Source organism: Aeromonas sp. 603757, assembly GCF_049171255.1.
Lineage (GTDB): Bacteria > Pseudomonadota > Gammaproteobacteria > Enterobacterales > Aeromonadaceae > Aeromonas > Aeromonas veronii_A.
The window spans coordinates 103,097-117,055 of sequence record NZ_JAAKOE010000013.1; the positions used below are offsets into that span (position 1 = coordinate 103,097).

13 protein-coding genes are annotated in these 13,959 nt (G+C 53.0%); 5 read left to right on the forward strand and 8 right to left on the reverse strand.

Features of this window, described 5'->3' with window-relative positions; genetic code table 11:
• Window positions 1–35 precede the first annotated feature (35 nt).
• Complete coding sequence (locus G5332_RS13710; protein WP_005339236.1) at window positions 36–197, reverse strand: hypothetical protein; 162 nt, start codon at window positions 195–197, stop codon at window positions 36–38.
• The gene (locus G5332_RS13715) at window positions 182–1,081 is read right to left on the reverse strand and encodes a DMT family transporter (RefSeq protein ID WP_219265247.1); all 900 of its coding nucleotides are present in this window, start codon (window positions 1,079–1,081) and stop codon (window positions 182–184) included. Before G5332_RS13715 ends, G5332_RS13710 begins: the two co-directional genes overlap by 16 nt.
• A 91-nt stretch (window positions 1,082–1,172) precedes the next feature.
• Here G5332_RS13715 and G5332_RS13720 point away from each other — a divergent pair, with 91 nt between their 5' ends.
• Entirely contained in the window at window positions 1,173–2,132 is a 960-nt protein-coding gene (locus G5332_RS13720; protein ID WP_227341710.1) for a LysR family transcriptional regulator, read from the forward strand.
• Here G5332_RS13720 and trpS read toward each other — a convergent pair.
• Window positions 2,111–3,124, reverse strand: coding sequence for a tryptophan--tRNA ligase (gene trpS / locus G5332_RS13725; protein ID WP_103252027.1), 1,014 nt, complete (start codon window positions 3,122–3,124; stop codon window positions 2,111–2,113). The genes G5332_RS13720 and trpS overlap by 22 nt on opposite strands.
• A gap of 192 nt (window positions 3,125–3,316) precedes the next feature.
• The gene (locus G5332_RS13730) at window positions 3,317–3,754 is read right to left on the reverse strand and encodes a universal stress protein (protein WP_005339229.1); all 438 of its coding nucleotides are present in this window, start codon (window positions 3,752–3,754) and stop codon (window positions 3,317–3,319) included.
• Window positions 3,755–4,155: 401 nt separating this feature from the next.
• On the opposite strand from G5332_RS13730, the gene fabV reads away from it, so the two are divergent.
• From fabV to G5332_RS13750, 4 genes are all read left to right on the forward strand, one after another.
• The gene (fabV, locus tag G5332_RS13735; protein WP_421172826.1) at window positions 4,156–5,343 is read left to right on the forward strand and encodes an enoyl-ACP reductase FabV; all 1,188 of its coding nucleotides are present in this window, start codon (window positions 4,156–4,158) and stop codon (window positions 5,341–5,343) included.
• 92 nt (window positions 5,344–5,435) lie between these two features.
• Entirely contained in the window at window positions 5,436–5,960 is a 525-nt protein-coding gene (gene ftnA, locus G5332_RS13740) for a non-heme ferritin (protein WP_005339225.1), read from the forward strand.
• 150 nt (window positions 5,961–6,110) lie between these two features.
• On the forward strand, window positions 6,111–7,295 hold the full coding sequence (locus G5332_RS13745) for an NAD(P)/FAD-dependent oxidoreductase (RefSeq protein ID WP_421172825.1): 1,185 nt from the start codon (window positions 6,111–6,113) through the stop codon (window positions 7,293–7,295).
• 216 nt (window positions 7,296–7,511) lie between these two features.
• Window positions 7,512–8,759 carry a winged helix-turn-helix domain-containing protein gene (locus G5332_RS13750; protein WP_421311297.1) on the forward strand — a complete coding sequence of 416 codons (1,248 nt, stop codon included), beginning with the start codon at window positions 7,512–7,514 and terminating at the stop codon, window positions 8,757–8,759.
• A 284-nt stretch (window positions 8,760–9,043) separates the two neighbouring features.
• Here G5332_RS13750 and G5332_RS13755 read toward each other — a convergent pair whose 3' ends face one another.
• The 4 genes from G5332_RS13755 to G5332_RS13770 all read right to left on the reverse strand — a co-directional run bounded on the left by G5332_RS13755 (window position 9,044) and on the right by G5332_RS13770 (window position 13,958).
• On the reverse strand, window positions 9,044–9,952 hold the full coding sequence (locus tag G5332_RS13755; RefSeq protein ID WP_216952568.1) for a hypothetical protein: 909 nt from the start codon (window positions 9,950–9,952) through the stop codon (window positions 9,044–9,046).
• Between the two features lie 185 nt (window positions 9,953–10,137).
• Complete coding sequence (locus G5332_RS13760; protein WP_216954480.1) at window positions 10,138–10,584, reverse strand: fimbrial protein; 447 nt, start codon at window positions 10,582–10,584, stop codon at window positions 10,138–10,140.
• A gap of 130 nt (window positions 10,585–10,714) precedes the next feature.
• Window positions 10,715–11,458, reverse strand: coding sequence for a fimbria/pilus periplasmic chaperone (locus G5332_RS13765; protein WP_216952570.1), 744 nt, complete (start codon window positions 11,456–11,458; stop codon window positions 10,715–10,717).
• Window positions 11,459–11,492: 34 nt separating this feature from the next.
• Complete coding sequence (locus tag G5332_RS13770; protein WP_227341713.1) at window positions 11,493–13,958, reverse strand: fimbria/pilus outer membrane usher protein; 2,466 nt, start codon at window positions 13,956–13,958, stop codon at window positions 11,493–11,495.
• Between the last annotated feature and the right edge of the window lies 1 nt (window position 13,959).

Consider the following 13,959-nt stretch of genomic DNA (forward strand, 5'->3'; position numbering starts at 1 on the left):
GAGATAGACTCTCGTCACACATTCAGAGATGGACTTCAGGCATTCAGGGCATAGCTCAGCATGGCTTGCAGCTTGCTATCGAAGAACCAGGGCAGCAGTACCATCAGCAGGCCCAGGATCCCGGCCAGCCGCTGGCGATACTGCCAGCCGGCAATCAGTACCAGACCACCGCACAGTGTGGTCAGGATGCCTGACATAGGGAGACCTCGCGCTGCATACGACGCTGTTGCGCCCACTGGTTCATGGCGACCGAGCCGAGGATCAGGGCCAGAGCAACACCTGTGGTGGGGTGGATCTGCTCGCCGAGGAACAGGGCACCCAGCATCACGCCGAACAGCGGCACCAGATAGTTGCTGAAGGAGGCGAACGTCGGGCCGGCCTTCTGGATCAGCGCCATGTAGAGGAAGTAGACCAGACCGGTACAGAGGGTACCCAGCACGGTAATCGCGCTCAGGGCCTGGGTGCTCGGTAGGGCCAGGCTGCTGAGGTCAACCATGAAGGGGGCGACCAGCAGCAACTGGATTGCCGAGGAGATCAGGATATTGCGGGCGACCACGACCGGATGGTCCTTGGCGAAGCGCTTGATCATCAGCAGGCCGATGGCGAAGCAGCTGGCACCCAGCAGGATGGCCATGGCACCGAGCAGACCGGCGTTCATGCCCTGGGAGAGTTTCGGCCAGAACAGGGTGAGCACACCGGCAAAGCCGATGATCACGGAAAGCAGACCGGCTTTGGTGATTCTTTCACCAGAAATAAACAGCGGTGCAGCCAGAATGGTCACAAACGGGATACAACCCATGACCACGGCGGCGATGGCGCTATCCACATACTGTTGGCCCCAGGCGACCATGATGAAGGGGATGGTGGCATCCAGCAGGGCGATCAGCATATAGGTACGCCACGGGGTGTGCTCACTCTTGAGCCGCATGAACAGGCAGAGCAGACCCAGGGTCAGGCTGCCGCACAGGGCACGACCGGCAGCCACCAGAATGGGGGGCAACTCGGCAACGGCCTGGTGCATGAAAATGAATTGGGAACCCCACAGCAGGCCAATGGCCAGCAATAACAGATAGCTACGCATTTGAATCTCCGATGTATTAAGCCAGCGCATTCTAGGCAATCTGTTACTATGGTAAAAATGAATTGTTGGCATTTAACTATGGCTAATATCGATGGATAGCTCGCTCGCCCGTCTCGACCTCAACCTGCTCGCCGTATTCGACATGCTGATGCAGGAGCGCAATGTCACCCGTGCCGCCGAACGGCTGCATCTCTCCCAGTCCACCGTCAGTCACGCCTTGGGGCGGCTGCGGGGGGCGCTGGATGACCCGCTGTTCGTGATGAGTCGGCGCGAGATGATGCCGACCGAGCGAGCCAAGGCGCTGGCTGGGCCGGTGCGCCAGGCGCTGGCGATGCTGGAGCAGGGATTGCGGCAGGCCAAAGGGTTTGATCCCACCACTGCGCGGCGGATTTTCCGTATCGCCACCCCGGGCTCGGTGGAGCATGGGTTGGTGCCGGTGCTGGTGGAGAGGCTCCATCGGCAGGCCCCTCACTGTCGGCTTGAGGTGTGCGAGCTGGCGGACAGCGACTACGAGCGGGAGTTGGAAAAGGGTGAGCTGGATCTGGTGATCGGTTTCGCCGGGGCGAATCATCTCTCACCCCGCTTGTGGCGGGAGGAGTGGTTCAACAACCCGCTGGTCTGCCTGTCGCCGCTCGGCAGCGAATTGCCCGATGTGCTGACTCCGGTCGAGCTGGTGAGCCGCCCCCACATCCACACCTCCAGCTGGGGTCACAGTCAGGCGATGGTGGAGCTCTGGCTGGCCCGTTTCGGGGTGGAGCGGGAGCTGGGCGTGCGGTTGCCGAGCTTTATGGCGGTGCCGCCACTGATGGCGACCGGCCGCTATCTGGTGGTGGTGCCCGAGATGATCGGGCGCCACTTCTGCCGCTACTACCCGCTGCGGATGCACCAGCTCGACCCCGCAATCCCCATCGTCTACCTGATGGCGGGGCACCCGCTCACCGCCCACGACGAGGCGATAGGCTGGTTCAAGAGCCTGTTGCACCAGCTGGTGTTCGACCTCTACGGCGACGATGCGCTCGGGACCCCCGCTCAGCGGATGTTGGCGAAGTAATCCAGCCCCATGGCGCTTTTCACCTCCGCCAATACCTCATCGGTGATGATGCGAGCCTGCTCGGTGCCTTGATAGAGCAGCTCCAGCAGCATCTTCTTGTCGGCGATGGCCGCGGCACGGCGCTCCCGCATCGGGGCGAGCAGGGTCTGCAGGCAGTCGTTGAGCACCTGTTTGCAGCGCATGTCCCCCAGTCCACCGCGTCGGTAGTGCGCCTTCATCTCGGCGACCAGCGCCTTGTCGGGGTGAAAGGCATCGAGATAGGCGAACACCGTATTGCCCTCCACCTGACCCGGATCGCTCACTTTGAGGTGGTTGGGGTCGGTATACATGGCGAACACCGCCTGTTTGACCTCTTCCGCCGACATGCCGAGCTCTATGGTGTTGCCGAGGGATTTGGACATCTTGGCCTTGCCGTCGATGCCGGGCAGGCGGCCGGTGTCACTCAGGATCGGTTGGCATTCGGTCAGCACCTCTTTGCCTACCAGAGAGTTGAAGCGGCGGACGATCTCGTTGGTCTGCTCCAGCATCGGCAGCTGATCTTCCCCGACCGGCACATGGCTGGCGCGAAAGGCGGTGATGTCGGCGGCCTGACTCACCGGATAGACCAGAAAACCGGCCGGCAGCGTGCGCTCGAACCCTTTCTGCTGGATCTCCGCCTTGACGGTGGGGTTGCGCTCCAGCCGCGCGACGCTGACCAGATTGAGGTAGTAGCAGGTGAGTTCGGCGAGGGCGGGCAGGGCGCTCTGCAAACAGAAGGTGGTCTTGGCCGGGTCGAGGCCGACCGCCAGATAGTCAGCCATCACCTCCAGCACGTTGTCTGTCACCTTGGCCGGGTTGTGGCCGTTGTCGGTCAGCGCCTGCAGGTCGGCGATCATCACGAATTGACGGTAGTGGTGCTGAGCTTCGACGCGCTGGCGCAGGGAGCCGACATAGTGGCCGATGTGCAGTTTGCCGGTGGGACGATCGCCAGTCAGGATTACGGGGTTGTGCATGTCACTCTCTCCAGTTGGGTGAGCCGGGAGGCGACAAAGGGATAAAAACAGTTGACCGCCTCTCGGCGGTCACGGTGTTTTCTTTGGGAAATCTTGAATGGAAACGCGGTGCCGCCTGTTTAGGAGCAGCACCACCAGTAGTTGTGATTGAATGCGGTCATGTTCATAGCAAATCAAACTACGCCGGTTTCATTACTTCTGCAAGGGGACGACCAGCAGATCGCAGGGCACCGTATTCATCAGCTGACGGGCGCTCGAGGTGAGCAGGCTCCAGAAGCTCTGGCGATGGCCGCACACCAGCAGGTCGATCTCGTACTCCTTGACCGCCTGATTGACCCGCTCGCTCAGATCGCCGCAGATCACCAGCTTCTTCTCGATGGGATAGTCCACCGAGGCCAGAAATGCCTCCAGCTTCTCTTTCGCTTCGGCGATCACCTGATCCTGCACGTTGTCGATGTCGATATCGATCATCTCGGTGTAGAGATCCTTGAGGTCCACATCGACATGGATAACCGACAGCTTGGCGCCGTTGGAGCGGGCTCTGTCCACCGCCTTGTCGATCACCTTGCGGTTATCTTCAGAGAGGTCGATCGCGGCCAGAATATGCTTGTAATAGGTTGTTCCACTCATGGGGGTTCTCCTTACCGATCCTTCAGTCCACTATACCAATCTCTGCTGAAACTAAAATGGTGCCTCAGGCACAGTTTTGGGATTTAAATGAGTTTAATGACGTGTGACACAGGGTCAGTCACTCAGTTATTAACCACTGTTTGCCTATAAATTAAACAAGAGTTTGACGCCGGTCACACCCCTCGGCTTGCCGATCAGGGGGGAGAGGCATAGGATGGGCCCGTGCTTCGCAATGAACACAAAACAACAAAAAGCATCTGAATACCGCTTTGGGGAGCCACGTGCTCCCTTTTGTTTTTCTGCCTCAATTCCCGCGGCTTTTCTGACTGATAGCGATCCGGCATCAAGTTAATCTCCTTCGATTTGGTTATGCTGTAGCCAGTTTCTTTGGAGGCCTTCCCATGATCATTCATCCCCAGATTCAAGGTTGTGTTGCCCGCAACTGTCACCCCATCGGCTGTCGCGCCGCCGTGCAGCAGCAGATCGAACGGATCAAGGCCGCTGGCCCGTTCAACGGCCCCAAGCGGGTGCTGGTGCTGGGTGCCTCCTCCGGGTTTGGACTGGCGTCGCGCATTGCACTCGCCTTTGGTGCCGGTGCCGACACCATTGGTATCTCCTTCGAGCGCGGCCCTTCCGACAAAGGATTGGGCAGCGCCGGCTGGTACAACAACATCTGGTTTCGCAAGGAGGCGGAGCAGGAGGGGCGTATCGCCATCAACCTGATCGGTGATGCCTTCTCCGACGGCATGCGTCAGCAGGCCATCGACACCATCCGTCAGCAGCTGGGGCAGGTGGATCTGGTGATCTATTCGATGGCGAGCGGCATCCGGGTGCTGCCCGACGGCACGCAGGTGCGCTCCGTGCTCAAGACCACCGGCCAGCCATTCAGCGGCTGGGGGCTGGATCTGGAGCGCGATACTCTGGTGCAGCAGTCGCTGGCGCCTGCCACGCCGGAGGAGATCCGCGATACCGTCACCGTGATGGGGGGCGAGGATTGGCAGCTCTGGATGCAGGCGTTGCAGCAGGCCGATTGTCTGGCCCTCGGTGCCCAAACCGTCGCTTACTCCTATATCGGCCCCGAATCCACCTATCCCCTCTATCGGGATGGCACCATCGGTTATGCCAAGGAGCATCTGCACGCCACCGCCGAGACCATCAACCTGCAGCTGGCCGAGATTGGTGGCCATGCCTGGGTGTCAGTCTGCAAGGCGTTGGTAACCAAGGCGAGCGCCTATATTCCGGTGTTGCCGGTCTATCTGGGCCTGCTGATGGGGGTGATGAAGGAGCGCGGTGTGCACGAAGGCTGCATCGAGCAGATGCAGCGACTGTTTGCCGCCAAGATGTACGGGCCCAATGGGGTGGTGGCCGATGGCAACCGGCTGATCCGAATGGATGACCACGAGCTGGACTCGGCCATTCAGGCCGCCGTCTCGGCGCTCTGGCCCAAGGTGACGCCGGACAATTTCCACGCGCTGGGGGACTTTGCCGGGCTGCGGCAGGATTTCATGCAGCTCAACGGCTTCGAGCTGCCGGGCGTAGATTATGCTGCGCCCGTGGATGTCGCCTCCCTTGGGGAGCTGACCCCCTGAGCTGAAAGAAACGGGATCTCCCTCTCGTTGGCGGGTTGATTCGCGGCGGGAGTGTGGCGACAATCGATACCAAATCACTGAGGAGAAACAAGATGCTGGCCCAAGCCATGATTGAGAAGTTGAACGAGCAGATTAACCTGGAGTTCTACTCCTCCAATCTCTATCTGCAGATGAGCGCCTGGTGCGAAGACAAGGGCTTTGAAGGGGCGGCGACCTTCCTGCGTCAGCACGCGGTCGAGGAGCGCCAGCACATGGAGCGTCTGTTCACCTATGTGAGCGAGACCGGCGCCATGCCCAAGCTGGGTGCCATCGATGCCCCTCCCCACGAGTTCAAGTCGCTGGGCGACGTGTTCCGTACCACCCTGGAGCACGAGTACCACATCACCAAGTGCATCAATGGTCTGGCCCACGTAGCCTTCACCACTCAGGACTACTCCACTTTCAACTTCCTGCAGTGGTATGTGGCCGAGCAGCATGAAGAGGAGAAGTTGTTCAAGAGCATCGTCGACCGTCTGGGTCTGGTGGGTGAAGATGGCAAAGGCCTCTACTTCATCGACAAGGAGCTGGCCGAACTGGCCAAGGGCGCCCCTGCCAGCATCATGGACAGCAACGCCTGATAGTCGTGGACACTTAGTGTTCAGCCAGTACAATAACGGCCCTTTTAAGGGCCGTTGTTTATTCTGGTGGGCAGCCACTATGGTTCTGTTCCGCCAGAGGCAATCTCGGTTCTGGCCAGGTGCCGTTTCTATTTTGATAAGTGAGTGATGATGAAGCAGGTCGATGTGGTGGTGATCGGGGCCGGTGCGGCCGGATTGATGTGTGCGGCGCAGGCGGGCTACCGTGGCCGCTCCGTGCTGGTGCTCGACAACGCCAAGAAGCCGGGCCGCAAAATCCTCATCAGTGGCGGTGGCCGCTGCAACTTCACCAACCATCAGGCGGGCGCTCACGCCTACCTGTCGGAGAATCCCCACTTCAGCAAGTCGGCGCTGGCCCGCTACACCCAGCAGGACTTTATCGATCTGGTGGATCGCCACGGGGTCAGCTATCACGAACGCACCCTGGGGCAGCTGTTTTGTCTCGAGAGCGCCAAGGATATCGTCGATGTGTTGCTCACCGAGTGCGACTGGGCCGGGGTGACCCTGCAGTTCCAGACCGAAATCCTCACCGTCAGCAAGCAGGACGAAGGCTTTGTGTTGACCACCAGCAAGGGTGAGATCGGCTGCCACTCGCTGGTGGTGGCGACCGGCGGTCTCTCCATGCCCAAGCTGGGCGCGACTCCGTATGGCTTCAAGCTGGCGGAGCAGTTCGGTCTCAAGGTGCTGCCGACCCGCGCAGGTCTGGTGCCCTTTACCCTCCATCAGGCAGAGAAAGAGGCGTTCGCCGATCTGGCGGGCATCAGCCTGCCGGTGGCGGTGACCGCCGAGGATGGCACCTGCTTCAAGGAGGCGATGCTGTTCACCCATCGCGGCCTCTCCGGTCCCGTCATCCTGCAGATCTCCTCCTACTGGCATGCCGGCGAGAAGATCCACATCAACCTGCTGCCGGAGCTGGATATTCCGGCCGCCCTGCGCGAGTGGGCGCAAGCGCACCCCGCGCAGGAGCTGAAAACCGTGCTGGGGCGCGAGCTGCCCAAGCGTTTCGTCGACAAGCTGGTGGAGCTGGGGCAGCTGGTCAGCAAGCCGATGCGTCAGTACAACGAGCGGGAACTTGAGGCGATCACCAACCTGCTGGGTGACTGGCAGATCCTGCCCAACGGCACCGAGGGGTATCGCACCGCTGAAGTGACTTTGGGCGGCGTCGATACCAACGAGCTCTCCTCCAAGACCATGGAAGCGCGCAAGGTACCGGGCCTCTACTTCATCGGTGAAGTGGTGGATGTGACCGGCTGGCTCGGTGGCTACAACTTCCAGTGGGCCTGGTCTTCCGGTTGGGTGGCCGGGCAGTACTGCTAATTCGGGTATATCCCCTGTTGGAGAGCCCAAGAGAACATTATGTATAAGTGTGGTTTTTCATTGCCGACATACTGGGGGCCGAGTATGTCGGCTTGGGGCTGTGCCTACAGTTATCTGTTCATGATTACGTGTTACCGCATTCCCTAGAAAATTCCTCTAAGGTATATAAAATCATATACAATGTAGTTCAACAGAACGTTGAGATTAAATAAAATCATGACAAAGCAATATAAGTATAACGACACGTTCATATTTGAACCTGAGACATACAGAATTATTCTTGACGAGAAAGAAATAAAGCTCAGTCAAAAAGAAACCGTATTGCTGGAAGTGCTTTGTGATAATAGTCTGCGAGTTGTTGAAAGAAAAAAAATACTTGATGATATTTGGGGTGAAACAGAAAGCAGGGATATTAGTCTCAACAAAACAATTCTTCTACTACGTAGGAAGTTTGAGTCTATCGGGATTTTCAATTCTATAGAAACAATTCCTCGTGTGGGTTACATTTTCAAGTTGGAGGTTGAACTTGGTCATGGTGATGAATTGTCACACCGTACGGAGGTGATCACAAAGACTGAGGAATCCGATGATGTTGATGCAAACGAGGAACAAAGACTCTTTGATCGCGGTCGACTTGATAAATATATATTAATGTTCTTTGTTTTTATTGTTACTGTCATTTCAACTATTACATCATATTATTTTTTGACAGAAAAAGATGAGGTTTCATTAGAATTTAGAAAGCTTGAAAAGATAAAGGAATTAGCAACACCAAGTGTTAATCGTATTGTTATGTATACAGAGGATATTCGTTCCCCTGACGAGTATAAATATATTGAAAAGTTGATAAAAAAAGACCGAAACTTTTATGCTCTTGCATCAAAAGATGCATTCTCATATTTGGACTTTAATATAAAGGATAATATAGTTTGGCAAAAAACATTTTTAATGGATGAGCGGCTGGACATAAAGAAACAGCTGGAATGCATTGCTCAGAATATTAATCTTGAAGCTGTTTCACCGATCAATGTACACGATATTCCTGGGATGGGATTTGTGCGTTTGAGATTCTATCGCCCATGCCAGATTAAAGCAGACTATATCGGTTATATGTTGATCAAAACTACCGGCATTGATAATGATAATGTTGAACAAGCCGCATGGGCTCAAGATTTGATGTTTAACGATGCAAAGCAAAACATGGTGTTTGAAATAAAAAAGATTTCTCGCGTGCATTTTTATGAGAATGGTTTGAGACATCTTGAGAATAAGTCATTGAAGGTCAAATCGATACAGCAAGATATTTTGCAAGCCGATCCTCAAATTTATACCATTTTTGATCAATTTACACAGGATGATGCTTATTTGCGCACAATTAAGATAAAAAATGAGATTGTTCATGTAACAAGTCTTTTTGGTGGGGTTTTATTTTATACAAAAGTATTCAATGGTAAAAATAGTTAGTACTTTAAGAAAGTTGAGTGTCTCATTAATATGGATGATTACTTGTCGCCAGATAGAGAAATGACTGACACATTGTTTTATAAATAGAATTATCGGTAATGAGATGTTAATAAAGTCAGAATAATAATGCTTGTTTTGATATGGAGTTATAAGTAAAAGCTAATATATAAAGCGTATGTGTCAAGTTACAATCTGATATCAGCGTCAAAGTGATATCAAATTATAACTTAATCTTTACTTTATATGTAACGAGCCGAAGCAGCACTTCCAAATTTTCTGGGCATTTAATCTACCGTAAATACAATTATTCCCGCACCTCGATGTAAACCTAGAGTATTCACGCCTGAAAATAGGCATTTAGCGATCACTTTTTTCCGCATTCCATATTGCACTGTTAACTTATGAGGTTTATTTGGACCAGAACCTAAATCAAGATTACAATAACCTCCACCATCTAAAACCAATTGACCTTTTTCATCGGTTAATTTAATTGTGCCTGAGGTTGTATTCGTACACTCTAAGTAACTTTCTGCACTTGCAGACATATTTTTAAATTCGCTTGCTGTACCTTTTGCATTTATGGAAATGTTAGGGCCAAATTTACAACTCTCAGCTGGTTTATAACCTGATACGCAATTTGATATTGGTCCAGGATATGAGGCTGATTGTACTATATCTCTTCCATAAAAAAGACATAAATCAGGGCCTGATTTAAGTCTACGACTACCGATAGTATCATATAAGGGTCTCTGAAGTACGCCATTATTTCGCCAGCAAGAAATAACCTTTCCTAACGTTTTATTTTCATTGGAATTTACACAGCTTCGCCATGACTCTGAGTTAATGCCACCGGCATCATATGATTTATACCCATCAAGTTGTTTGTTTGGCCATGACCTTTCAACTAACCAAGCTAATATGGAACAATCACCCCATTTCTTACCAGCACATAAATTAGGCGTGAGATCATTATTATCTCCCCCAATAATTACCGCTTTCATATATGGATCGCCTTTCGTTGTAAGTCCTGGAGCTTCGGTTAAAGAAATGGAAAGGCTAGATGCATAGGTATTTGTTATGCCAAGTAAAAAAACAAACATAACATTTGTTATGAAGCACCAAAAGTAACCAAGGTGTTTTTTAAAATCACTGGTGCTAAATACACCTCGTATTATTTCGAAAAAAAAGACCATATAACCTCAGTATCACATAAATATTAATAAGGTGCTAAAAATTGCTATTAAGAGAGCATGGAGCATGATGCTTAACTTAAGTTTAAGACTTATCCACCACCACATGTAGAAATTTAGTAAGCCACGGGGGGGCGTCGAAAATCTCGAGAAGGAACACTGTGGATTCTAATTTTAACTCAGTATCTTTACTCATACTCTAGCTTGAAGTTGGCACTTGTACTAAACGTACCTGATACCAAGCCCGTTTGTCCCGATGGTAGCAATTGCACATAGGTCGCAAAGGTCAGTACGTTGTCACCAGCAGTTAACATCAATGCACGGCTTGCTTTGTTGAGGGGTAATGCCTTTCCCTGATGCTCCAGTCCGATGGCAATCCCTTTGGCGGTACTGTCCCCCATCAGCGCCAGCAAGTCCGGATTGTCTGGCGCTCCTTGACCACTGAATGTCACCTTCACACCCTTGGAGATATCGGGGTCACACTCTTCAAGATGAAGCTGAAACTCTCTACTTGGTGTGCGTTTGTCCCTCAATAACTCTTTGTTCACGATATTGCCAAAGTTGACGGTGATGGTTTCATCACCGGGGCGCAGCGAACAGGCTTGATTGACTACCTCTGCGACAACATTAATCATCAAGTTATCACTCCCCGCCTGAGCTTGAGACGGGAGAAGCATGCCCTGCAATGTGATCAATATGAACCACAGGTAACGAACACCTGAGTGGGCCGCGCGCGGAGAAGAGCCTGGCGACATATTTATCTCTCTATTTTGCATCTTGAGCGGGCAACAAATGGCAGATCCCGGTGCAGCGGTAGCTCAGGGTTCGACGGCCGCCGTAGTCATCCACATAGGTAAAAGTGGGTTGCTGGCCAAGCTGGGCCACACCAAGATTGACCATGGCACTGCTATTGGGGGCAATCATGACTGGCTCAAATCCCGTAGTACTACCCGCATTGAGTGTGCGGGCCCCATCCACAATGGAGATGTAGTAAGGGGTCGGATTGGTCAACTGGTATTTTCCTCCTACCGCTTGCAGGGTAACTTTTTCTTGCCACGGCGCTTGGTTGCTGCCCGGCTCAACCAGCAGAGTTGCGGGGCGGTAGAAGAACTTGATCCGGGTTTGCAGTGCAAGCTGCAGGGTGTTTGGCTTGTCGCTGCGAGGGGGAATCTCCCGCAAGTTGAAGTAGAACAAGCTCTCTTTATCCTGGGGCAGCAGAGCGACAGCGGGTAATGCTTGCACCTTGACCAGGCTCTCCATACCCGGCTCCAGCCGCTGAACCGGTGGTAACAGGGTGAACGGACTATTTATCTTGTTGCCATTGGCATCTTCCAGCCAGGCCTGGGCCAGGTAAGGCAGTGTTTTGTTGTTATTGTGGATCGTCAGGCTCATTGAATTGGCTCCCGCCGGGTAGATCACCCGGGTACGATCCAATGAGACGGCAGCCTGAACCTGGCTAGCCATCATGGTTAGCAATAGAGGCAGAGTGAACAACAGTTTCTTGGTCATATCGGTTTATCTCAATCTGGTTATACAAAATCGATTACTGACAAGTCAGTCTCGCCGTCGTGTAGACTTCTGGTAGCGGTGATGGCAAATAAAAGCGGCAATGCTGCTCGCTGCCCCAGCGAGCCTCCACAGGACTTCCTTCATGCAGGCCTGCGAGATAGGCCATGCCATCATCACCGACCATCCCCAATTGTTGCCCCTTGTCATTGACGACTTCAGCGGCGAATGGAACTGGGCTGCCATCTGTTTTGACCAGTTCAAGCATGCGCTTGCCGCCCGACAACATATCGAAATGACGATAACCGATAGCTCCTTCGGTCAGGGTCCCCATGGAAATAGGTGTCCCAATAGGCTCAACATCATCACCCAATTGATCGATGTCGATGCTGGTTCGTTGACGATAGTAGCTGGATATATCGGCTACAACCGCCTTGCCATTTTGATTCGTGAAGGTTACTGGCCCGCCGGTGTGTACAGGCACACCGCTGGCCCCGTCAGTATCTACCATGATACGACTGCCCCCCATCATGCCTACCCGGTGCATGGCAATCCCCTCTTTGGTCGCAGTAATTCCGCCATTGATGGAGAGCCCTGCGGCTGTTGAACTACCTGCCTGGTGACTAACGTTGGCCATCAGGGTGGTTTTGTCGCCAGTGTGGGTATAGAAACCGCTGGCGCTTTCACCTGCTGGCGAGGTTGAGGCCGTGACTGAGTAACTGTTACGGTCATCCACCCGGTTGAAGAGGCTGATATTGTTGGTGGTTTTGCCCCCCATGGTTGAGGCGCTGTAACTCACATGTTTGTTCAGCCCAAAGGGAATCGACAGTGTGAAGTACATGCCATTATCAGTCTGACGGCCCTGCTCGTTGTGATAGGTGGTGAGCGAGGTCGCCAGGCCACGCCACTCCATTACATCAAAATAGTGAGACAGAGAGAGGCTGATACGCTCACTATCTGTCTGGGACCAGTAAGACTGATGGGTGTAATCGATATATGCTCCCAGCTGAGCTGCTTTGAATTGCTTGCTTAGCCTCACGTTATAAAGTTCTCTGGAGCCGCCCCTGTATGGTTGGCCAATCTTGCGGGCGGCCATAAAGTCATTCATGTTCATAAAATCCCGCTCCGAGAAGCGGTAACCGGCAAACGCCACTTGGCTGTCATACTCTTCGAAGTTCTTTGAATAGTTGATTCGATAAGAGCTGCCAGTTTTTGAGCCCTCTGCCAACTGGGCACGAGATTCAGTGATATCGAAAGAGATAGCACCTAATTGCAGCAAATCACGTCCAACCCCGACAGAGAGTGCATCGTAACCCTCACTGAGCAGAGCCCCTCCCAACAGTGACCATCCATTGCTCACGCCCCAAGAGAATTCACTGCTGGCAAAGGCCGGTCCATCCAAGCGATGGGGTTGACTGCTGATCTTGCCACTATTGAACTTGTAGCGTATCGAGCCTGGTCGGGAGAGATAGGGGATGCGAGAGGTGTTGACCTGAAAAGTCTGCACCGATCCATCCTGCTCCTCTACTCTGACATCCAGGGTGCCACTGACTGCGCTGCTCAAATCCTGAATACGAAATGGCCCGGAAGCCACCTGCGTTTCATAAATAACGCGCCCTTGCTGACTAATCACCACCTTGGCGTTGGTCTTGGCAATACCTACCACTTCCGGGGCGTAGCCACGCAAGTCGGGGGGCAACATGTTGTCATCGTTAACTACAGAGGCGCCTGTATACAGAAAGCTATCGAACATGGAGTTACCCAGATCGAGTTCGCCTATCGTCAACTTGGCGCTGAGTTCGGGTAAGGCGCGATAGGCATACACACGACTGACATCCAGCTCACTTTGGGAGCCTGCTTGCTCTTTGTTACGCTCATAACGACCCTGCCAGTCAGCCCGCAGCCGCCAGGCCCCCATATTGACACCTGCCACACCATAGGCACTGACATTGGTTGTGTCACCATTACCATGGGTCGAATGGTTCTCTTGCAGATTGATGCCATAATCGAGCAGGGCACCATTGACCCCTTCATCCCAACGTGACGGGGGATCCCAGGAGTCACTCACATAATCCCGATATGCTTGAGGGACAGAAATGAGAAGCGTGTCTTTGCTGATATCGCCCTTGATCACTATTCCTTCGAGTACGTCAGGATTAAGGCAAGAGCCACTCTTCCCACTAGTCAGCAGACGTTCCAGATCGTGATTTTTAAGGCCCAATTCATTGGCCAGCGCAACGGTCAAACACAGCTGTGAGCTGTTGCTGGAGGTTGCTTGAAACTTGACGTTACGCTCGCCAATAAAGGCATCGTTTACCACCATTTGCATGGTGTATTCACCGGGTACAATATAACCCGCCTGTTTAAAAGCACCTGATTCAATGCTTTCTTTATCTTTAACATCCAACAGGTCAGTATTGAACTCAATATCACCTGCGTGAGAACTTTTTGCCACACTCATAAAAATGAAAAAAATGGCCAACGATAATAAAGATTTTTCCATA

What these genes read in the sequence shown, in the direction of transcription:
- G5332_RS13765 (WP_216952570.1), bottom strand. Translation starts at nt 11,458, where the DNA reads ATGACCAAGAAACTGTTGTTCACTCTGCCTCTATTGCTAACCATGATG.
- G5332_RS13710 (WP_005339236.1), bottom strand. Translation starts at nt 197, where the DNA reads ATGTCAGGCATCCTGACCACACTGTGCGGTGGTCTGGTACTGATTGCC.
- fabV (WP_421172826.1), top strand. Translation starts at nt 4,156, where the DNA reads ATGATCATTCATCCCCAGATTCAAGGTTGTGTTGCCCGCAACTGTCAC.
- G5332_RS13755 (WP_216952568.1), bottom strand. Translation starts at nt 9,952, where the DNA reads ATGGTCTTTTTTTTCGAAATAATACGAGGTGTATTTAGCACCAGTGAT.
- G5332_RS13750 (WP_421311297.1), top strand. Translation starts at nt 7,512, where the DNA reads ATGACAAAGCAATATAAGTATAACGACACGTTCATATTTGAACCTGAG.
- G5332_RS13760 (WP_216954480.1), bottom strand. Translation starts at nt 10,584, where the DNA reads ATGATTAATGTTGTCGCAGAGGTAGTCAATCAAGCCTGTTCGCTGCGC.
- G5332_RS13730 (WP_005339229.1), bottom strand. Translation starts at nt 3,754, where the DNA reads ATGAGTGGAACAACCTATTACAAGCATATTCTGGCCGCGATCGACCTC.
- G5332_RS13770 (WP_227341713.1), bottom strand. Translation starts at nt 13,958, where the DNA reads ATGGAAAAATCTTTATTATCGTTGGCCATTTTTTTCATTTTTATGAGT.
- trpS (WP_103252027.1), bottom strand. Translation starts at nt 3,124, where the DNA reads ATGCACAACCCCGTAATCCTGACTGGCGATCGTCCCACCGGCAAACTG.
- ftnA (WP_005339225.1), top strand. Translation starts at nt 5,436, where the DNA reads ATGCTGGCCCAAGCCATGATTGAGAAGTTGAACGAGCAGATTAACCTG.
- G5332_RS13720 (WP_227341710.1), top strand. Translation starts at nt 1,173, where the DNA reads ATGGATAGCTCGCTCGCCCGTCTCGACCTCAACCTGCTCGCCGTATTC.
- G5332_RS13745 (WP_421172825.1), top strand. Translation starts at nt 6,111, where the DNA reads ATGAAGCAGGTCGATGTGGTGGTGATCGGGGCCGGTGCGGCCGGATTG.
- G5332_RS13715 (WP_219265247.1), bottom strand. Translation starts at nt 1,081, where the DNA reads ATGCGTAGCTATCTGTTATTGCTGGCCATTGGCCTGCTGTGGGGTTCC.